This is a genomic window from Ensifer sp. LC384, assembly GCF_001695865.1.
In the GTDB taxonomy this organism is placed as follows: Bacteria; Pseudomonadota; Alphaproteobacteria; order Rhizobiales; family Rhizobiaceae; genus Ensifer.
In genome coordinates, this window is sequence record NZ_MBST01000001.1 from 312,960 (window position 1) to 333,753 (window position 20,794).

Annotated in this window: 16 protein-coding genes and 1 pseudogene; 7 read left to right on the plus strand and 10 right to left on the minus strand. The window is 64.0% G+C overall.

The features are described 5' to 3' along the window. Nucleotides 1–118 precede the first annotated feature (118 nt). From BC363_RS01500 to BC363_RS01510, 3 genes are all read right to left on the minus strand, one after another. Nucleotides 119–1,564, minus strand: coding sequence for an extracellular solute-binding protein (locus tag BC363_RS01500; protein ID WP_065786700.1), 1,446 nt, complete (start codon nt 1,562–1,564; stop codon nt 119–121). 242 nt (nt 1,565–1,806) lie between these two features. Next, nucleotides 1,807–2,775: a sugar-binding transcriptional regulator gene (locus BC363_RS01505; RefSeq protein WP_065786698.1), complete on the minus strand. Its 969-nt coding sequence runs from the start codon at nt 2,773–2,775 to the stop codon at nt 1,807–1,809. A 301-nt stretch (nt 2,776–3,076) separates the two neighbouring features. After that, nucleotides 3,077–3,880: a LuxR C-terminal-related transcriptional regulator gene (locus tag BC363_RS01510; RefSeq protein ID WP_083222391.1), complete on the minus strand. Its 804-nt coding sequence runs from the start codon at nt 3,878–3,880 to the stop codon at nt 3,077–3,079. Between the two features lie 186 nt (nt 3,881–4,066). Between BC363_RS01510 and BC363_RS01515 the strand changes: the two genes are divergently transcribed. From BC363_RS01515 to BC363_RS01535, 5 genes are all read left to right on the plus strand, one after another. Beyond that, nucleotides 4,067–5,155, plus strand: coding sequence for an ABC transporter ATP-binding protein (locus BC363_RS01515; RefSeq protein ID WP_065786696.1), 1,089 nt, complete (start codon nt 4,067–4,069; stop codon nt 5,153–5,155). A 72-nt stretch (nt 5,156–5,227) separates the two neighbouring features. After that, nucleotides 5,228–6,388, plus strand: coding sequence for a spermidine/putrescine ABC transporter substrate-binding protein (locus BC363_RS01520; protein ID WP_065786694.1), 1,161 nt, complete (start codon nt 5,228–5,230; stop codon nt 6,386–6,388). Between the two features lie 225 nt (nt 6,389–6,613). After that, on the plus strand, nt 6,614–7,480 hold the full coding sequence (locus tag BC363_RS01525; RefSeq protein ID WP_065786691.1) for an ABC transporter permease: 867 nt from the start codon (nt 6,614–6,616) through the stop codon (nt 7,478–7,480). After that, on the plus strand, nt 7,480–8,298 hold the full coding sequence (locus tag BC363_RS01530) for an ABC transporter permease (protein WP_065786690.1): 819 nt from the start codon (nt 7,480–7,482) through the stop codon (nt 8,296–8,298). Before BC363_RS01525 ends, BC363_RS01530 begins: the two co-directional genes overlap by 1 nt. A 4-nt stretch (nt 8,299–8,302) precedes the next feature. After that, nucleotides 8,303–9,064 carry an SDR family oxidoreductase gene (locus tag BC363_RS01535; RefSeq protein ID WP_065786689.1) on the plus strand — a complete coding sequence of 254 codons (762 nt, stop codon included), beginning with the start codon at nt 8,303–8,305 and terminating at the stop codon, nt 9,062–9,064. A 567-nt stretch (nt 9,065–9,631) separates the two neighbouring features. Here the strand turns inward: BC363_RS01535 and BC363_RS01545 are convergent. From BC363_RS01545 to BC363_RS01570, 6 genes are all read right to left on the minus strand, one after another. Beyond that, nucleotides 9,632–11,287, minus strand: a complete 1,656-nt coding sequence (locus tag BC363_RS01545) for a urocanate hydratase (RefSeq protein WP_065786685.1) — start codon at nt 11,285–11,287, stop codon at nt 9,632–9,634. A 263-nt stretch (nt 11,288–11,550) separates the two neighbouring features. Continuing rightward, entirely contained in the window at nt 11,551–11,880 is a 330-nt protein-coding gene (locus BC363_RS01550; protein ID WP_065786683.1) for a TfoX/Sxy family protein, read from the minus strand. Nucleotides 11,881–11,893: 13 nt separating this feature from the next. After that, nucleotides 11,894–12,991: a DUF917 domain-containing protein gene (locus BC363_RS01555; protein WP_065786681.1), complete on the minus strand. Its 1,098-nt coding sequence runs from the start codon at nt 12,989–12,991 to the stop codon at nt 11,894–11,896. A 1-nt stretch (nt 12,992) separates the two neighbouring features. Next, nucleotides 12,993–14,264 carry a Zn-dependent hydrolase gene (locus tag BC363_RS01560; RefSeq protein WP_065786679.1) on the minus strand — a complete coding sequence of 424 codons (1,272 nt, stop codon included), beginning with the start codon at nt 14,262–14,264 and terminating at the stop codon, nt 12,993–12,995. Continuing rightward, nucleotides 14,261–15,640 carry an amidohydrolase family protein gene (locus BC363_RS01565; protein ID WP_065786677.1) on the minus strand — a complete coding sequence of 460 codons (1,380 nt, stop codon included), beginning with the start codon at nt 15,638–15,640 and terminating at the stop codon, nt 14,261–14,263. Before BC363_RS01565 ends, BC363_RS01560 begins: the two co-directional genes overlap by 4 nt. An 18-nt stretch (nt 15,641–15,658) precedes the next feature. After that, nucleotides 15,659–17,197, minus strand: a complete 1,539-nt coding sequence (locus BC363_RS01570) for an aromatic amino acid lyase (protein ID WP_065786676.1) — start codon at nt 17,195–17,197, stop codon at nt 15,659–15,661. A gap of 209 nt (nt 17,198–17,406) precedes the next feature. Between BC363_RS01570 and BC363_RS01575 the strand changes: the two genes are divergently transcribed. Beyond that, nucleotides 17,407–18,603, plus strand: a complete 1,197-nt coding sequence (locus tag BC363_RS01575) for a LysR family transcriptional regulator (RefSeq protein ID WP_065786674.1) — start codon at nt 17,407–17,409, stop codon at nt 18,601–18,603. A 208-nt stretch (nt 18,604–18,811) separates the two neighbouring features. Here the strand turns inward: BC363_RS01575 and BC363_RS01580 are convergent. Beyond that, nucleotides 18,812–19,780: pseudogene (locus BC363_RS01580) on the minus strand (GlxA family transcriptional regulator); the annotation flags it as partial. 108 nt (nt 19,781–19,888) lie between these two features. Between BC363_RS01580 and BC363_RS01585 the strand changes: the two are divergent. Further along, nucleotides 19,889–20,791: a 3-keto-5-aminohexanoate cleavage protein gene (locus BC363_RS01585; RefSeq protein WP_065786672.1), complete on the plus strand. Its 903-nt coding sequence runs from the start codon at nt 19,889–19,891 to the stop codon at nt 20,789–20,791. Nucleotides 20,792–20,794 lie beyond the last annotated feature (3 nt).

Consider the following 20,794-nt stretch of genomic DNA (forward strand, 5'->3'; position numbering starts at 1 on the left):
AGGTTGGTATTGGCGGCTTTGAGCCGATCTCGCGGGATGCCCGGCGCTAGAGCGTCCTTTGTGCGTCCATTTGAACGCACGGCGCTCTAGTTGCGCCGGGCATCGCTTGGGAGGCGTATCAGCCGAGACCAGCTTCCTTCAGCTGGCGATCGATGCTTTCGACGAGCTGGTCGAGACCTTCATCGACCGGCACCTGCTTGGCGACCATCTTCTGCAGTGTCGCCGCCCACTCGGTGGTGACGTCGAAGAACAGCGGCTGGGCGGTGAAATGGATCTTCGCGCCCGGGGCGGAAACGTCGTGCATCTCCACATAGCCCGGATAGCTCTTGTTCAGTCGCTCGCGGAATATTTCGTCCTTCCAGACCGAGGCGCGGACAGGGTTGACGAAGTCCATCTTCGTTGCGCCGAAGATCGCATGTTCGAGACCCGTGGCCCACTGCAGGAAGTACCAGGTCGCGTCCTTGTCCTTGGCGAAATTGGACATGGCAAGCGACCAGATCCAGATGTTCGGCGTCGGCGCAGACGCCGCAGGATTGGCGGTGAACGGCGCGTATGCCAGCTTGCCGGCCATCTTGTTGTCGCCACCGTTCATGAAATAGCCGAGAATGTCGGCGTCGTAGATCATGGCGGAAGCGCCGGCACCGAGGTCGGTGCCGACCTGGTACCAAGTATAGGTCGACCAGTCCTTCGGACCGCTTTCCTGGATCATCTGCACCCATTTGGTGTGGAAGGCCTTGGATTCGGCCGTATTCATCGCCGCGGAAAGCTTGCCATCAGCCGAAACATTCAGGTCCTTCTGGCCAAAATTGGCATAACCCGAAAGGAAGCCCGGATGGATCGTCGCCCAGGAGCGCGAACCACGCACCCCGACGCCGTAGACACCGCCGCCGACATCCTTGGTTAGCTTCGCCGCGGTGGTCGCGAGTTCGTCGAGGTTTTTCGGGACACTGACGCCCACTTTGTCGAGCATTTCCTGGTTGAACGAGAGATTGTTCTGTTCATAGCCCCACGGAATGCACCATTGCTTGGCGTCCTCCGAACCGAGCGCCCCGCCCGGCTGGCCGTTCCAGGCGCAGGAGTTCTTCACGCCGGCGAGGAAATCGTCCCAGTTGTAGTTCGGGTTGGTCTTGGTCGGATCCTTGATCCATTCGTTGAGATCGGCGATCCAGCCGGCCGGACCATAGGTCCAGGTCATGTAGGCGCCGGTCATGAAGGCATCGTATTCGGTTGAGCCCGAGGAAAGCGCTGCTGTCACCTTGTCGAAATAGACGTCTTCCGGAAACACGTCATAGGTGACTTCGATACCGGTCAGATCCTTGAAGGCCTGAAGGTTGGCAATCATCGCGTCGGCATAGGGATGCTTGTTCAACAAGAGCTTCAGCGACTTGCCGGAATGCGCCTTCCAGTCGAAGTCGGCGGCCAGCGCCTGGGTCGACATCATGTTGAAGAGCGTGCCGGCGGTCCCGGCGGCAATCCCGGCCGCGCCGAGACCCTTAAGCATGCCGCGACGATCTACCTCTCCGCGCAGAAACGCGCCGATGAGGTCTTTCTCCTTCTCGTACATAAGTCTTCTCCTCCGTTGCGGGTATGATTGCGTCATGCGATCACCGGCTACCCGACCGGTATTCCTCCCCTTGAGGCCTTAGAGCGCCGTGCATCCATTCGGACGCGCAAAGGACGCTCTAACTCCTTGAGCCGGCGCATCGAGCTTTCCAAAATCGATTCCGATTTTGGGCCGATGCGCTGATGGCGAAACCTCCTCGCCGCCCTGCTCCCCGGGCCTCATTCGATTCCGCCAGACACTCCTCATTTGCCGTCCGCGGCGAGCGCCCGGGCCGTCTTCTCGTCGGTGATGAGACCGCTCAACAGTCCGCTTGCAAGCACGGCGCGGATGGCGGGCGTCTTGATCTTGCCGCCGGCGACCGCAACGGTGCGCCGATCCTTCAGGTCGTCGCGGCTGAGCGTGAAAGTGCGGTTCGACAGCGTCGTCTCGATCGGGCGGCCGTCCTCATCGAAGAAGTGGCCGAGCAATTCGCCCTTGCCCCCGCCCTTCTGGATTTCCTCGATCTCGCTCATCTCGATCATCCCCGTCGAGACCAGCGACGCCTCGCGCTCTGCCGTACCGATGCCGACCATCAGGAGGTCGGCGGTCTTGGCGAGATCGAACACTTCGCGCACGCCACGCTGGCTGAAGAGCACGTCGCGGTCCTCGACGGTGTTGGCGAAGAACGGCACGGGCATGACATAGGCCTCCGCGCCGGTGCGCTCGGCAAGCCGGTGGATCACGTCATGCGGGTTTGCCGAGAACTTGCGGGTAAGCCCGCCGAGCAACGAGACGAAACGGGTCTTGTTGCTGGTGGTGCGCGGCAGATATTCGACGCAGGCGGCGAGCGTGCGGCCGTGTCCGACGCCGACGAGCGCGGTTTCGTCGCGCTCGATCTCGCGCTTCAGGAACTGCGCGCCTGATATGCCGAGCGCCTTCAGCGGCAGGTCGTCGGCATCGAAATCGGGAACAACCTCGCAATAATCGAGGCCGTAACGTGCCGAGAGCTTCTGCTCCAGCTCGACGCATTCCGAGACTTCGCCATCGATATAGACCTTCACCAGGCCTTCCTGGTTGGCCTTCATGATCAGGCGGTGAGCCTTGAGCGATGTCAGACCCAGCCGCTTGGCAACCTCCGCCTGGGTCAGGCCGCCGGCATAGTGCAGCCACGCGGCGCGCGTCGCCATGCTGGTTTCGTCGTCGCGAAGATTTGCACCACCGATGATCGCCATCGTCTCCACCCGGATCCGTTATGTTGCAATGCATGATAAATTTTGCATCGCATGATATTTTTATCTCGATATTGAAAGAAATTTCATGTCGTGAAAAAAATGTCAAGGGAGAACATGCGAAGACCGATCACGGTTTGTGGATCGTTGCGAATGACGAGGAGAAACCTGACAGACGTCAGCTCGCTGGATCCCGGCTCAGGGCCGGAATGAGGAAAAAGGGCATGCTTTCGACCTCGAGCGGCATTCCCAGGAGATTGCCAGCACGGTGACCCGCCGAAAAGGCCGGCTTGCCGCCGTGACCTTACTGGCCGAGGTTGCGCAGATAGAGCGAAAGAAGCTGCGTCTGCGAGGAGATGCCGAGCTTGCGGTAGACGTTGCGGCGGTGAACCTTGACCGTGCCGGTAGAGATTCCAAGCTTCAGGCCGATCGATTCCGACGAATGCCCCTGCAGCACCAGTTCGATGATCGAGGCTTCGCGCTCGGTCAGATTGAGGTGCTGCCAGACGCCGTCTGCCGGCGGATGCGCAGATTTCCTGCGACTGCGCCCGGTCTTCGCCAATGCCGCGTCGAACCTGCGCCCAAGATCCGCCCAATGGTGGCGTACCAGTGCCGAGACCAGCGGCTCGACCTTCTTCAACAGGGCGAATTCGGCGGCACTGAAGGACCCCGTCGCCTCCCGCCGCATCAGCGACAGGACGACGGTGATCTCGCCGCTGATCGGCACGAAGAAGCCGACCTCCTCCGCCAGGCCGGTCTGCACGTAATAGGTCCGGTAGTATTCGCTGGAGAAAAACCGGTCCGGCGCCCGTTCGCGCATGCGCCAGACGCCCGGCTTGCCCTCGCAGGCCGCGTGGTAGAACGGATCGAGCAGATAGGGGCCGGCCTGGTAGAGGCTGACGAACAGAACGTGGTCCTTGGCGTTGAAGGTGCTGTAGAGGTCGATCGGCCGTTCCTTGCCGCGATAGGCGAAAACCACAACATAATCAAAGGTCATCAGCGTCGACATCAATTGCCGATAGGCTGTGCCGACCGCCTCGTCGTCCATGGCCGCGCCGTCGACCATGGGCGCCAAGACCTGAAATAGTCCCTCGAGATCGATGCCCAAACCGCTCTCCCGCCGATCCGGCCCTGTTTCGGGGTATACTCCTCCCACAAGCCAATTTGCGTTGAAATACCTCTCTCGGGGTATATACCGGCACCGGGCGCTTTGACTAGGCTGCCTGTCAATGACGGTGGGACGTCAGGGCATCAGAGCCTTGACGGTATCCGACAACAACCGCAGGGAACAGACGTGACATCCGCTTCGACGAACGACATCGAGTTCCGTTCGGTGGTCAAACGCTATGGCAGCGTGACCGCCGTTTCGGACATCAATTTCGCGGTGCCCCGGGGCGCCTTCATGGCGCTGCTCGGGCCCTCCGGCTGCGGCAAGACCACCTGCCTGCGCATGATCGGCGGCTTCGAGCAGCCGAGCGAAGGCACGGTCTACATCAACGGCGAGGCGATGAACGGCGTTGCCGCCTATCGGCGCCCGGTCAACATGGTGTTCCAGCACTATGCGCTGTTTCCGCATCTCGACGTCGAGCAGAACGTCTCCTACGGACTGAGACAGATGCGGCCGCGCATCGCCAGCGCCGAGATTTCGCGCCGCGCCCAGGAGGCGCTGGAAATGGTCCGCCTCGGCGGCCTCGCCAAGCGCCGGATCCATGAAATGTCCGGTGGCCAGCAACAGCGCGTCGCGCTCGCCCGCGCCATCGTCAACAAGCCGAAGGTGCTTCTGCTCGACGAGCCGTTGGCAGCCCTCGACAAGAAGCTGCGCACTGCCATGCAGATCGAACTGCAGACGTTGCAACGCGAACTCGGCATCACCTTCGTGCTCGTCACCCACGACCAGGAAGAAGCACTGTCGATGAGCGACTTCGTCTGCGTCATGAATGCCGGTCGCATCGTCCAGGTCGGGCCGCCGCAGGAAATCTACGATCGCCCGGCGAGCCTGTTCGTCGCCGATTTCGTCGGCAAGACCAACCGGATCACGGCAACCGTCGACAGCGGCGGCGCCTCGATCCTTTTTGCCAACGGTGCGCGGTTTGCAGCGCCTGCCGCCACGACACCGAGCACAGGTGCGGCCATGGTCGCGCTGCGCCCGGAGGCGATCAGCCTGAAACGCAACGGCACGGCCGGCACCACCGCTCTCTCCGGCACCGTCACGCACCGCATTTTCCTCGGCTCGTCAGTCGAATATTCCGTCGATGTCGACGGCCTTGGCGACTTTCTCGTCACCGCCGACCGACGGGCGCTCGGCGACAGCGATCTCGTCGAGCCCGGCGACAAGGTCGGCCTCGCCTTCGATCCCAATGCGCTCCATGTCTTTCCGGCCTGAAATGTGTTTCCGGCCTGATCCGGCCGGCCCCTGCTGCCTTGCATGAACGTCAACGATAAAGGGAACAGCGTCATGACCAAATGGTACAGAGAAAATGCCCCGATCACCGCCGAGCAACTGGCCGACGAGCTGATGCGCCTGAAGCGCGGCTCGGTCACCCGCCGCCACTTCCTCGGCGTCACCGGCCTCGGACTTGCGACGGCGGTGCTGGCGCGCCAGCCTGGCCTGTTCAATTCGACGGCCTTTGCCGGTGATCTCGGCACGCAGATGTCGATTGCCACCTGGCCGAACTACCATGATCCCGCCACCTTCGAGGCGTTCCAGGCCGCAACCGGCGTTGCCGTCGAGGTCAACGTCTTCGGCTCGAACGAGGAAATGCTCGCCAAACTCCAGGCCGGCGGCACCGGCTGGGACCTGTTTGTGCCGACCAATTACACGATCTCCACCTATGTGAAGCTCGGCCTCATCGACGAACTCGATCTCTCCAAGCTGCCGAACTACGACGCCTCGACCGAGACCGCGCGCTTCACCAACGAGGGCGTCGTCGACGGCAAGACCTATGCCGTGCCGAAGAACTGGGGCACCACCGGCATCGCGCTCAACTCGAACAAGATCAAGACCCCGGTCACCAGCTGGAAGGACTTCTTCGAGGTCGCCATGACCGAGGCCGACGGCCGCGCCATGGTCCACGACTACCAGCTGACCACCATCGGCAACGCACTGGTCTCGCTCGGCTACTCCTTCAATTCGACCAAGCCGGACGAGCTCGCCAAGGCGGAGGAACTGCTGATCAAGGTGAAGCCGCATCTCTACGCCATCAACAGCGACTACCAGCCGTCGATGCGCGCGACGGACGCCTGGATGACCATGTGCTGGACCAATGACGGCGCGCAGCTCAACCGCGACATGCCGGAAATCCAGTTCGTGCTCGGCAAGGACGGCGGCGAAATCTGGTCGGACTTCTACGCGATCCCGAAGAGCGCGGCCAACAAGGCGGCCGGCTACGCGCTGCTCAACTACCTGATGGCCCCGGAAAACGCCGTCAAGGAGCATATCGCCAACGGCGCGCCGACCACCGACAGCCGCGTCCTGAAGCTGCTGCCGGCCGACGTCACGGGCAACAAGATCGTCTATCCCGACGATGCTTCGCTGACGCCGCTCGAATTCGGCGCCGCGGTAACCTTGACCGACCCGGGCCGCGCCGAACTGATGGCACGGTTCAAGTCGGCCTGATCGAAACTGTTACGTGATTGCCCCTCATCCCGCTGCCGCGACCTTCTCCCCGTTCTGACGGGGAGAAGGGACAAGCGGCAAGCTCCCCACTCCTCTCCCCGCCAGCCGGTTGAGGGGAAACAGAGCATGCGCCGCGAGTCCCTTCGCCCCGCAAAGCGGGGAGAAGGTGGCCGGCAGGCCGGATGAGGGGCCGCAATTTTGATAAACTCTGACGGACCAAATCTCATGCCCGCGGCAACGAACACGAAGAGAAACCTGGTGACGGCAGCGCTGGTGGCGCCGGCGGCGGCATGGCTGATGATCTTTCTCGTCCTGCCGTTCATCGCCATGCTGGTCTTCGCCTTCGGCGAGCGCGCGCCGGAAGGCGGCTATCAGGCGGCCTTCACCTTCGCCCAGTTCGCGAGGCTCCCGACGCGCGCGGCTGCCTTCTGGAACACGCTGGTGCTGGCGCCGGTCGGCGCGCTGCTCTGCCTGCTGGTCGCCTACCCCGTCGCCTATTACCTCGCCGTCAAGGCGGACCCACGCTACCGCCTGATCCTCGTGTCGCTGGTCGTGGTGCCCTTCTGGACGAGCCTGCTCGTTCGCACCTATGCCTGGATGTATATCCTCGGCTCGCGCGGCATCCCCAACCTCCTCTCGATGATCGGCATCGAGGATGTGCGGATGCTGAACACGCCGGGCGCCGTGCTGCTCGGCATCGTCTATGGCTACCTGCCGCTGATGATCATGCCGATCTATGTCAGCCTCGAAAAGCTCGATCGGCGTCTGCTCGAAGCTTCCGCCGATCTCGGCGCCAGGCCGGTCTCGACCTTCTTCGGTGTCACACTGCCGCTGTCGCTCCCGGGCGTCATGACCGGCGTCGCGCTCGTCACCATCCTGCTGCTCGGCGAATATCTGATCCCGCAGCTTCTTGGCGGCGGCAAGGTGTTCTTCATCGGCAACGCGCTGGTCGATCTCTTCCTGCAATCGAGAAACTGGCCCTTCGGCTCGGCGATCGCCGTGACGCTGGTGGCCGTCGTCGTGGTGATCCTGATGGTAGCGATGCGCATCGCCTTCAAGGTCGCCGGCACAAGACAAGTGGATCTCGTCTGATGCGCGCCTTCATCTCCTCGGTCTATCTCTTCCTCTACGCACCGATCGCGCTGGTCGTCTTGTTCTCGTTCAACGCCGGACGCAGCGCCAGCGAGTTCACCGGCTTTTCGACCGCCTGGTACGGCAAGGCGCTGAGCAATACCTTCCTGGTCTCGGCCCTGCAGAACAGCCTGATGATCGCGTTTACCAGCGCCACCCTCGCCGCGATCTTCGGCACCATGGCCGCGCTCGGCATGGAGCGGCTTGCCCCGCGCAACCGGGCGATCTTCGACGCGCTGTTTGCCGCGGCCATCGTCGTGCCCGGCGTCGTCATCGGCATCGCCACGCTCGTCGCCCTTGTTGCCGTCTTCTCCTTCGTCAATCCGGCGCTGACGGCGATCTGGCCGGGCGACCAGCCGCCACAGCTCGGGCTCGGCTATGGCTCGATCATCGCCGCCCACGGCCTGTTCTCGATGGCGCTCGTCACCATGATCGTCAAGGCGCGCATCGCCAGCCTCGGGCGTGATATCGTCGAGGCATCGAGCGACCTCTATGCGACGCCGCTCACCACCTTCCGGCTGATCGTGCTGCCGCAGATCCTGCCGTCGATCCTTGCGGGCTTCCTGCTGGCCTTCACCTTCTCCTTCGACGATTTCATCATCGCCTTCTTCGTCGCCGGCTCGAAGACGACGTTGCCGATCTACGTCTTCGCCTCGATCCGCCGCGGCGTGACGCCGGAGATCAACGCGATCGCGACGCTGGTGCTCGTCGCCTCGCTGCTTCTGATCCTGACTGCCCGCATCCTGATGCGGGAAAAGAAAACAAAATCCGGGGAGTGAACAGATGATCCTGAAAGACCGGGTCGCGATCGTGACCGGAGCGGGCTCCGGGATCGGTCAGGCGGGCGCCGCCATCATGGCGCGCGAGGGCGCCCATGTCGTCGTCGTCGACCGCAGCCCCGAGGCGGGCAGCCTGACCGCCGACACCATTCGCGCCATGGGCGGCAAGGCCGAAGCCGTCACCTTCGACGTCACCGACGACGCAGCACTCGCAGACGGCATCGCCGATATCCTCTACCGCCACGGCCGCATCGATATCCTGCACAACCACGCCGGCGCACAAGTTGCAGGCGATCTCGAAGAGGTCGAAGTCTCCGGCTTCGACCGTTCGTGGAACCTCAACGTGCGTGCCCATTTCATGGCCGCCCGCCTGGTCATGCCGTCGATGAAGGCCGCCCGCCGCGGCGTCATCGTCAATACCTCGTCATCCTCCGGCGTGCTCTACGACCGCGAGATGATCGCCTATACGACGACAAAACATGCGGTCATTGCCATGACCAAGCAGATGGCCGGCGACTACGCCCAGTATGGCATCCGCGTCAACGCGCTTTGCCCCGGCTGGGTCGATACGCCCTTCAACGAGCCCTTCATCGCCCAGATGGGCGGCCGCGGCGCGATCGAGGCCTATATCCGCGAAAAGGTGCCGCTCGGCCGCTGGGCTAGCGTCGACGAAATCGCCGAGTCGATCCTGTTCCTGGTGTCCGACCGCTCCTCCTACATGACCGGCCAGATCCTGGTCGTGGATGGCGGCGAGACGGTGGTGTAGGGGCGCTATTCGTAGTTCCGAGCCGTCTGGCTAATGGAACGACGCCGCGGCAGGCCCAGGCCTTTGCCGCGAAGGACCTGGGACCATCGGGCCAACCGGCGTCACAGGCCACCTCACAGCGCCCTCCGCCTTAGCCCGCAGTACGGGAATTGCGCGGTGACATATTTGCCGAGCAGCCTACGCTGATCAAATCCCCGCCATCCGTTGCAGTCTTTTTCGCAGAGATCCCGGTTCTTTCCCGTAGAAGGTTCTGCCTGTCATAAAAGAAAACAACTCGTCAGAAAGAAGCATAAAAGACGTATAAAAAACCATGATTGCTGGAGAGAATATAAGAATCATCACGATCTTCGCACCAAACAATGCAAATCCGTATTCATCGTATAATAAATGCGCGAATTTCATACATACTACGTATGATGCCATAGACAACAGGGGCCAAACTACCAAAGATAATCTGCCATATTTTTTCTCAACAAGAAGCATTAGCTTCAAACCAGAAAGAAAATATTTCCTCATAGAATCGAATTGCCCCTCGCTCGAATAGTATACGAGCCCTAAGTTGCGCATTTATGCAATATGCCCGATGCCTTTGGCGGCAATCTCCTCGAAACTCTCGTCATAGCCGGCGTCCGCATAGCGGATGACGCCAAGCGCGGTGTCGTTGGTGAGCGCATGGTCGAGCCGCTCATCGGCAGCTTGCGTGCCGTCGGCAACGACCGTCACGCCGCAGCTGGTCATGTAGCCGGCATAGCCGCCGCCGCCGGAATGTACGACGACGAGGTCGGCCATCGACGAGCAGAGCAGCATGGCGTCGAGCAGCGGCCAGTCGGCGATCGCGTCCGATCCGTCCTTCATCCGCTCGGTCATGATGTTGGGATGCGCCATGGCTCCGGCGTCGAGGTGGTCGCGCGAAAAGGCGACCGGGCCCTTCAGTTCACCGGATGCGACCAGCACGTTGACGCGCCGCGCCAGCGCCGTGCGTTCGCCATGGCCGAGCCAGGCGATGCGCGCCGGCAGGCCCTCGAATGGAATGTGCTCGCGCGCAAGCCTGATCCAGTTGGTGACGATTTTGTTGTCCGGGAACATTTCGAGCAACAGGTCGTCGATGCGGGCGATGTCGCTCTCCTCGCCGGACAGCGCCATCCAGCGGAACGGCCCGATGGCGCGGGCAAACAGCGGTCGCAGATAGGCCTCGGTGAAGATCGGGATGTCGAAGGCGTTGGCAACGCCGCCCTCGCGCGCCTGGGTGCGGATGAGGTTGCCGTTGTCGAAGACTTCCGCGCCTTGTCTCTGGAAGTCGAGCATCGCCGTCACATGCTCGACGATCGAGGCGCGGCTTGCGGCCATCAACTGCCCCTGGCCGTCGTCGCGCAGCGATTTCACCTGATCGACCGTCATGCCCTTCGGCACATAGCCGTAGACGAGATCGTGGGCCGAGGTCTGGTCGGTCACCACGTCGGGCACGATGCCGCGCCGGGCGATTTCCGGGTAGATTTCCGCCGCATTGCCGACGAGGCCGACGGAGAGCGCGCGCTTGTCCTTCACCGCCGCATCGATCATCGCAAGCGCCGTATCCAGATCCGGCGCAATCTCCTGGAGATAGCCGACTTGCTGGCGCTTCTTCGCCCGCTCCGGGTCGATGTCGACGCAGAGGATAACAGCCCCGGCCATCCGTCCGGCAAGCGGCTGCGCCCCCCCCATGCCGCCGAGCCCGGCCGTCAGCACGAAGCGGCCGGAGAGATCACCGCCGAAGCGCCGCTCGGCGATGCGCATAAAGATTTCGTAGGTGCCCTGGATCACCCCTTGGCTGCCGATATATTGCCAGGCGCCGGCCGTGAGCCCGCCCCAGCAGATCAGCCCCTTGCGCTGCAGCTCGTAGAAGACCTCGGCCTTGGCCCATTGGCCGACGATGTTGCAATTGGCCATGATCACCAGCGGCGCTTTGGCATGGGTCTTCAAGAGCCCGACCGGCTTGCCCGACTGGATGATCAGCGTCTGGTCCTCGTCCATCTCGATCAGCGCCTTGACGATGGCGCGGTGGGCCGGCCAGTTGCGCGCCGCCTTGCCGAGTGCCGCATAGACGACGAGATTGTCCGGGTCCTCGCCGACGGAAAGTACGTTTTCCAACAGCCGCAGCAAGGCTTCCTGCCGCCAGCCCTTGGCACGCAGCTCCGGCCCGCCGGGGATCGGGAAGTCAGGATGACGGGGATTGGCCTTGGGCATCGTCTTGTTCCTCTTCGTTGTCCCAGCGAGAGGTGGCTGCCCCTCACCCTAACCCTCTCCCCGCAAGCGGGGAGAGGGGATGGCTTAGTGCTTGTGGCGAGCGCCGCATGCGATCTCCACCGCTCTGCTTTCTTCCATCCTCGGAGAGAGAATGGTGCACCGACTGCCGCACCGCTACATGCAAAGGCGGTCTCGTCCCCTCTCCCCGCCCGCGGGGAGAGGGTTAGGCTGAGGGGCAAGACATCGCTCGCCCGTTCTCTCATTCACTTCGGCGGCAACGTCTCGATGAAGGCGAGCGCCGCATCGATGAGCCGCTTGCGCAAGCCGTCGTCGCCATAGGCGTCTGCCCCCGCGCGCACCCACCCGTGCATCGCCCGCCCGTTCATCACCATCAGCTCGATATCGGGCAGTGCCAGCGCCCAGCCGTCATTGCCCTTGCCGAGCCGCACCAGCAGCGAGCCCTCGCGGGCACCACAGATCAGATTGCCGTTGAGCAGAAACGCCCAGCCGCCGAACATGGCCTTTTCCGACAGTCCGGATCGGTTGCCGAGCTCTTCCCGGATCAGCTCTTCCAGTCCTGCATCGCGTGCCATGACCTTTCTCCCATCATTGCCGCTCAGCGAGCGCGTAGCGGGCAAGCTCAATACCCATCGCCTTTTCCACCGAGGGGTAGACGCTCGGGTCGAGCACGCTGGAGGCAAGCGGGATCACCGTCTTCGGCACATGCAGCACGAAGATCTTCATGCCGACCTGCAGTTGGCCGACGCTCAAGGGTTCCCCCTCCGGCGAAAGCGTGGTGATGACGTCGGGGAAGGTGGCGAGCCTCTCACCTTCCGCAGAGTCAACCGCCATGTATTCGTTCATCACGCGCAATATCGTTGAGTCAGCGCCCTTCCCCAGCGTCACCGTGCCGATGTCGAAAGCTTCCTTGGTGTAGACGACCGACTTGTCGGTGATCACGCCTTCGGCGAGCAGCGCGCCATTGGTCGTCTTGACGATCGCGTCGATGATGGCGCTGCCACCCTTGGCTTCGGCGGCAATGATCGCCTCGCCCAGCTTGAGCGCCAGCGAGATGCCGCCGAGTGCCGCATTGTCCCTAACGTAGGAGGCGCGCACCGGATTGCGGCAGGAGGCGATGAAGCCGCCGGACATGTCGGAGGCCGTGCGCAGGATCGGCGAGACCTTGGCGGTCGCGCCGCGCACCACCAGCTCGATATAGCGGTTCTCCTCGCGGTTGCCCCCGACGGCCGTCTGGATCATCCGCTCGGGCGAGCCGGCAAGGCCGATCGAGCCCATGTCGCCGGTCGGATGCGCCCGGATGTCGCCGACGGCATCGACCACCTTGGTGCCGAGGATTGCCGATGGCAGCCAGCCGTTGAGCGTCGAGGACTTGCCGTTCTGGCCGATGATCAGGCCCGAGAGCTTCTCGCCGAGCGCCTCCTGCAGCAATTGCACCGCCTTGACGTAATCGACGCCGCGCATCTCCCAGGGTGTGGTCGAGGCCGGTGCGCCGATGGCCGCCGCCGTCGCCACCCAGTCGTTGGCGTCGAGTTCGTCGACCGACACCAGCTCCGGCTTGCCGATCGAGACCGCGGCATAGCCGAGCATGCGGCCGTGATCGGCCCAGCCGCCGCCGCCGGCTGCATAGACGGAACCGCCCTTGACCGCAGCCTCGACATCCTTTTCCGTCAATATCCGGCCCATCTCAAACCTTCTCCTGCAATCGTTTATCGAGCCTCTTCACCGCATCGAAGAGAACGGCGGCGCCAAGCGCGATATCATCGTTTTCCGCCCATTCTTCCGGCGCATGCGAGCGTCCGCCGAGGCACGGAATGAAGATCATCGCCGAGCGGGTGATGCGCCCCATCCAGGCGGTATCGTGCCCGGCGCCGGAGGCCATGCGCCGATGTTTCGCGCCGATCTCCACGCAGCTTTCTTCGAGCGTCGAAAGCAAGAGCGCGTCGCCCGGCGTCGGATGGTTGTCGGAGAGAACATTGGCGGGCGCGATGGTTACGCCGGCTTCGCCGGCAACCCGCTCGGCAAGCGCACCCAGCTCGGCGATGAACCGCTCCATCTGCGGCCGCAGCTCGGCACGGGCATCGATCAGCAGCCGCGCCCGCGACGGCACGACATTGGCCGCGTTCGGTTCGATCGAGAATTCGCCGACCGTCGCGGTGAAATGCCCCTCGCCCTTGGAAAATTCCGTCGCCAGCGTCTCGATCGCCAGCACCAGCCGCGAGGCCGCGACCAGCGCATCGCGCCGATGGCCCATCGGCGTGGTGCCGGCATGGTCCGCCTGACCTTCGACGATGATCTCGATGCGGGTGATGCCGGAGATCGCTGTGACGACACCGATATCCAGGCGCCCGGTCTCCAGCACCGGCCCCTGCTCGATATGCAGTTCCAGAAACGCCTTGATGTCGGAGCGCTTGAGCGCCGACAGCCGCGACGGATCGCCGCCGACTTCGACGATGCCCTGCCGCAGGCTCAATTCGCCCTGCACGCGGTTCAGCCAGCCATCCGGCAGGATGCCCGCCATGCCGCGGCTGCCGACGCAGGAAACGCCGAAGATCGACACTTCCTCGGCGAGGAAGTCGACGATCTCCAGATCGTGATCGAGTTCGATGCCGGCGTCCGAAAGCGCGCGCGCCACTTCAAGCGCGGCGGCGACGCCGGCAATGCCGTCGAAGCGGCCGCCCTCCGGCACCGTGTCGGAATGCGAGCCGAGCATCAGCGTGCCAAGCGCCGACTTGCGCCCCTTGCGCCGACCGATGAGATTGCCGGCGGCATCGATCCGGGTTTCGAGTCCCGCCGCACGGAAGCGGCGGTCGAGGAACGCCCGACCTTCCAGGAACAGCGGCGTAAAAGCCCGGCGCGTATAGGGCCGGTCCGGCTCGGTGATGCCGGCGAGGCCGTTGACGATGCCGGCGATCCGGCTTGCGTCCACGGGCAGATTGGTCTTGACGCTCGTGCTCATCGGGCCTCCTGGACGGCCAAGGTCTGGAGCGGGCGAACGAAGGCACCGGTGCCGGGCTTCGCGACGACAGTGTGCCCGTCAAAGGCAAGCGCTCCGCGCAGATAGGTCGCCGACACCCGCCAGGGCAGTCTGATCCCGTTATAGGGCGACCATCCCACGACATTGTTACCGCTTTCGGCCGCGTCATAGGTGTAGGGCTCGGGCGTCATGACGATGATATCGGCGTCCTTTCCGGCCTCAAGCGCACCCTTTCGATGGTCGAGGCGGAAATGCCGTGCCGGGTTCAACGTCATCAGCTCGGCCGCCCGCGTCAACGGAATGCCGCGCTCAAGAGCGCCCTTGACGAACAGCGGCACCATCACCTCGAGGCCCGGCACGCCGGAGGCATTGGCGAGCATGTCAGGGTTGGTCTTGCGATCCTCCGACCAGCTGACATGGTCGGTGGAAACCATCGTCACCGTGCCGTCGGCCACATGCCGCCAGAGCTTTTCCACCTCGGCGCGCGGACGGATCGGCGGATTGATCTTCGCCTTGCCGCCGAGCCGACGGACGTCGTTCTCCTCGTCAAGCGTCAGGTAATGGATGCAGCATTCGATCGTCGCCGCGTGGCCCTGGGCCCGGTAAGCGGCGGCGATCTCATAGCCGCGTCCGAGCGAGCAATGCACGACATGCGCCGGGCACCCGGTCGAAGCACCCGTCTCGTAGATCTGGTTGGTCGCCAAAAGCTCGGTCAGCGGCGGCCGAGAAAGGCCGTGGGCACGATAGTCGGTAATGCCTGCGGCCCTGACCCTTTCGATCGCGCCGCGCACCGCCTCGTCATCCTCGTTATGCACCCCGGCGGTAAGCCCCGTCGGCGCAATCGCGCGAAAGCAATCCTCGAGCAGCGCTGCGGGAATGCGCGGAAAGCGTTTCGGGTCGGTGCCGAAGGTCGAGAACTTGAAGGCGGCGACACCGGCTTCGACCATTTCGACAATGCGGGCTGGCCCCTCCTCGGGGTCAACCGTGCCATAGAGGGCGAAATCGACGCGCGCCTGCGGGCTCGCATGCTCGACCTTGCGTGCGACTGCCTCGGCCGAGCAGACGAGATTGCCCTCGTCATAGGGCATGTCGACGATAACAGTCACGCCGCCGGCGGCGGCCGAACGGGTCGACCAGACGAAATCCTCCTGGTTCTTCTGCGACAGCGAATGCACCTGCGCATCGATGGCACCGGGCAGGATCATAGCGTTTCCAAGATCGTGGCGTTCACGGGCGGCAGGTGCCGCCCCCTGCCCGACATGCACGACCTTGCCGTCGCGCACGGCCACATGCCCGCCCTCGACGAGCCTGTGCGGGAGAACAACGGTGCCTTTCAGGACAAGATCGAAATCGGACATCGTGTTCTCCTCGTTGAATCACTTGCCCAGTGCAAAGAAGTCGTCGAATTCCGGCATCGGTGCCATGGAGACGAAGGCGCGCAGCAGGTCATGGCAGGTGAAGGCGTCCTGCAACGCTTCGATCTCCTTCGAAAGCGGCCGGTCCTTCAGGTAGATCGGGCTGATCGATCGCGTGCGATCATGCGCGAGCTTGACGATCCCCTGCGGGGCGTCGCCGACGAGGTCGATCGCCTGCGCCGACAGGATCGCCTCGATCGCCGCCAGCTGCCGGAGGTCCCGCACCTGCGTTTCCATGCGCTCGACGATCAAAGGCAGGAAGGTCGCCTCTTCCTCCAGTCCGCCGGCAACGACGATCGACTGGGCCGAAAGCGGCACCGCCATCGACTGCACGCGCATGTAGAGCTCGACCGCAAGCTTCATCAGCGGGCCGAGACCGGTGGCGACTTCGCCCGGCGCCACCAGATTGACCGGCAGATTGCGGCGGCCGCCGTTCGACAACAGGATGCAGCGGTTGAGCACGTTGCGCGCCACATGCGAAAAGGCGATCTGCGCCGTCTCGACATAGAGCGTCGTCGTCAAAGGCAGCGAAGCGCCCGAGGCATGCACATGGCCGCCGAGCACCACCGGATTGTCGTCGGAGAGATAGGTCGCCTCGACCAGCCGGCCGGCGGCAACCAGCAACGTATCGACGACGGCGCCGAACACCTGGGCGGTCATGCGCAGGCTCAAGGGATCGTGGATCGCCGTCGGTAAGGGCCAGTCGGCAACGCCGGACTGGCCGTAGAGCCAGGAGCCGACAAGCGCTTCGCCGCGCGTCGACAGCGTCGCCGCCACCCGCCACGGATCGGCGGAGGCGCCGAGCGCCAACGACGACGTCACCCCGGTAACCAAGAGCACGCGGATTGCTGCTGCCGCCTCGCGCAGCACATCGGCTGCCGCCGAATAGGCGATGGCGTTGACGCTGAGGGCGGCAAGCGCATCGCGCGGCCGCATCACCAGCGGCTTCAGTCCGGCATCGGCGAGCGCCGTTTCGGCCGGCACCAGCCGGCCGCGATGATAGGCTTCACCGACCCCGGTCAAGACAGCCGCGATCTGCCCCATCAGGCCGATATCGGCGCAGCCCATCGAGCCATGGCGGCGCACCGCCGGAATGATGTCGTGCTCGATGAGCGCCAGGAAGGCGGTGATCAGCTCGGGACTGCAGCCGGTGTGACCACGCATCGCGGTGTTGCAGCGGATGGCGATCGCCTTGCGCACGATCGGGACAGTGAAAAATTCGCCGGTGCCGAAATAATGGGCGCGCACCAGAGAAGTGTTGAACTCGGCCAGATCGTCCGCCGTCCAGAGCCGGTCCTTCATCGAGCCGACACCGGTGTTGGAACCGTAGACCGGCAGGCCGAGCGCGATGCGATCGGCAATCACCTTGTGGGCCGCCGCCACCCGCTCCATGCCGCCATCGTCCGCGACCGGCCGCGCCGCGCCCGAGCCGATTTCCTCGAGGGTCGCGAAGTCGAGCGGTTTCCCGCAGAGAACAATGGTTTTGACCTGTTGCAGCATGCCATATGAACCTTACCACGCGACCCGCCTCGACGCCGAAACGATGCGTGGATGAAAAGACTTGATGCGATCCCGCCGCCGTGGACGAGGGATCGCCTGCCCGCATGCTATGCGTTTTGCTCGCTGTCGTGATATATCCCAAATCCGGAACGGCCGATGCCAAAGCCGGAACACAACTGCAGCGGCGATACCGGTGGAGAATTTACGCAATGGATATCGCCACGATCCTGCTCGTCGAAGCCGTCATGCGCGAAGGCGGCATCAGGCGCGCCGCCACCCTGAGCGGTCGCGCGCCGTCGAGCGTCAGCGCCGCCGTTCGCCGCTTCGAGCAGGCCATTTCCATTCCCCTCTTCCGCCGCGACGGCAGCCTTATGGCTTTGACCTTGGAGGCTCGTGCGCGACAGGCCGATGTGACCGCGGCCAGCGCAACCATCCGGGCGCTGCTCGCCACTGCCAACGCGGAGCCGCCGAGCGCGATCCCACCCGTTGGCCTCGTCACACTCGATCGTTTCGTGCGGATCGCCCGGGCAGGCAGCATTCGGGCAGCTGCCCGCACGTTGGGCCTCGGCCAGCCGCAACTGACGCGGCAGATCGCCGACCTCGAACGTCATCTCCAGTGCCGATTGCTTGAGCGCTCCCATGGCGGCATCGTCTGCACGCCGGCCGCCCTCGACATCATCCCGCATGTCGAGCGCCTGCTCGACATCTGGACGCGGCTGACGCGCGCCTCGGCCGACCGGTTCCGTCGCGACGTCACCACCTGGCGCCTCGGCGCCGTCATGCCGCTTGGGCCGGAGAGCGAGATCGCCCGCATGCTGGCGGCGCTGACGGCCGCCTGGCATCGCTCCCGCCCGCGGCAATCGCTGTTCATTTCCAGCACCACCGCCGACGAGCTTCTGGCCGGCCTCAAGAGCCGACGCTTCGACGCCGCCCTGCTCGATGTTGCCGGCATTCCCAACGACTTCGACGGCCGGCTCGTGTCCGAAACGCCGCTGGTGCTAGCCGGCCCGGCGCCGGCCCTTTCCGAAATGGCCGGCGATCTCCCGCGGCTACTCGCCACCTGCCCGATCGCCGTGCCGAGCGCACGCAGCGGCCTGCGCCGGGAGGTGACCCGCTTCCTCGAAGACACGCTCGGCGAGGCGGAACGTCGCCGCGTGACGCTGGTCGAGGTCGATTCCATTCCCGTCATCATCAACCTGGTCAGCCATCACGGCTACCTCTCGGTGCTGCCGGAAACCTCGCTGTCACGCGTCCAGCGGCCGCCCGCCATGATCCGGCTGGGGCCGCTCTACCGCCAGTCGCTGACCCTCGTCTGGCCGCGCGGCGCCTTTTCCAGCGAGGTCGGCGACCTGATGATCGGCATGATGAAAGCGGGTCCGCAGGCGACGACGGCGTTGCCGACGTAACCATGATCGGGATCGCCGGAATCACTTCATTACGATCCACCGCTAAACAACTGAAACGACTCGGCAAAATCGCGCCGCTGAATCAACCCATGAGGTTGTTGGATCGGCGCTTCCAAACCCGCGTTTCCCTGCGAGCAAATTAGGGATGTCCTGACGCCTTGTCCTTGCCGGCCACGCCATCGAGCTGGCGGTTGCGATCCTCGGCACCATGGCCGAGCTTCAGCCGCCGCCGTGTCTCGCTCGGGCTTTCGCGGTAGTGCGCGCGGTAGCTGCGCGAGAACGACGACGACGAGTTGAAACCCGAGATCGCGGCGATGTCGGCGAACTCCATGCGCGTCTCGATCACCTTGCGCCGCGCCGCATTGAGGCGCAGCGCCAGGTAATGTTCGTGCGGCCCCACCCCCATCGTGTCGCGAAACAGGTCCTGCAGATGCCGGACGCTGACGCCGATGCGGCGGGCCAGGCGCTGAAGCGTCAACGGCGCCTCGACCGTTTCCTCCATCAGCTTGACCGCGGCGCCGACACGCGGGTCGAGGATGCGCATGTTGCCGATCGCCGGCATCTGCAGGAGGTCGCCGCGGGTGCGCTCCTGCTCGTAGATGAACAGCCGCGACACTTCGAGCGCCAGCGAATAGCCGTGCGCCCGGCGGATCAGCTCCAGCATCAGGTCGAGCGTCGGCAGGGAGCCACCGGTGGTGATGCGCTTGCCGTCGATGACGAACCGTTCGCGCACCATCGTGACCTGCGGATAGGTCGTGGTGAAATCCTCGAAATCCTCCCAGTGGGTGGTGGCCTTTGAATTGTCGAGCAGGCTCGTTTCGGCAAGCAGCCAGGAGCCGGATTCGATGCCCGCCATCATCTCGCGATGCCGCGCTGTCTGCGACAGCATCATCTTCAGCTGCGAGGTCGCACTCCTCTGCCAGTTGTAGCTCGACAGGATGAAAAGCGGCGCCGTTTCGCGCTGCGGCCGGAACGCACCCGAAACCGGAATGGGAATGCCGCTCTTGGTTTCGATCGGCTCGCCGTCCGGGCTGTAGAGCGTCCAGCTGTAGAGCGGCCGTCCGGCAATGCGGTTGGCGGCGCGCATCGGTTCGATCACCGAGGCAACGAGGATCAGATTGGTCTCCGGCAACACCAGGATATCGGCATGCTGCACCTGCGAAACGCTCTGATCCATTTGCAAACTTCTCCATCTCGTTGCCGATAATGTACAATCTAGTACTGATTATGAAAAGCAGCGCCGTCGTTCTTGGCTCGTAATGGCCGCAATAAAAGGGAGACAGCAATGCCGCTCAGCATGAACCGCGAGGTATTCATCACCTGTGCCGTCACCGGCGCCGGCGACACCGTTTCAAAGTCCAGCCACGTTCCGATCACGCCGAAGCAGATTGCCGACGCGGCGATCGAGGCCGCCAAGGCGGGTGCTGCCGTGGCCCACTGTCACGTCCGCGATCCGGAGACCGGCGCGCCTGCCCGCAGGCTCGACCTCTACCGCGAAGTGACCGATCGCATTCGCTCCGCCGATGTCGATGTCGTGCTCAATCTGACGGCCGGCATGGGCGGGGACCTGGTTTTCGGCAACGTCGAAAGCCCCTTCCCGGTCAACGAGAAAGGCACCGACATGGCCGGCGCCACCGAGCGCGTCGCCCATGTGGCAGACTGTCTGCCGGAGATCTGCACGCTCGACTGCGGCACCATGAACTTCTCGCTCGGCGACTATGTCATGACCAACACGCCGTCGATGCTGCGCGAAATGGCCCGCCAGATGACGGCGCTCGGCGTGCGCCCCGAGATCGAGGCCTTCGACACCGGCCACCTCTGGTTCGCCAAGCAGCTCGCCGAGGAAGGGCTGATCGAGGATCCGGTGCTGATCCAGCTCTGCATGGGCATTCCGTGGGGGGCGCCCGACGATCTCAACACCTTCATGGCCATGGTCAACAACGTGCCGGCCAACTGGACCTTCTCGGCCTTCTCCATCGGCCGCAACGCGCTTGCCTATCCGGCAGCGGCGATCCTTGCCGGCGGCAACGTGCGCGTCGGCCTCGAAGACAACCTCTATATCGGCAAGGGCCAGCTCGCCACCAACGGCCAGCTCGTCGAAAAGGCGGTCGGCGTCATCGAGGGCATGGGCGCCAAGATCATCGGGCCGGACGAGGTCCGCAAGAAACTGAAGCTGACGAAGCGCTGAGCG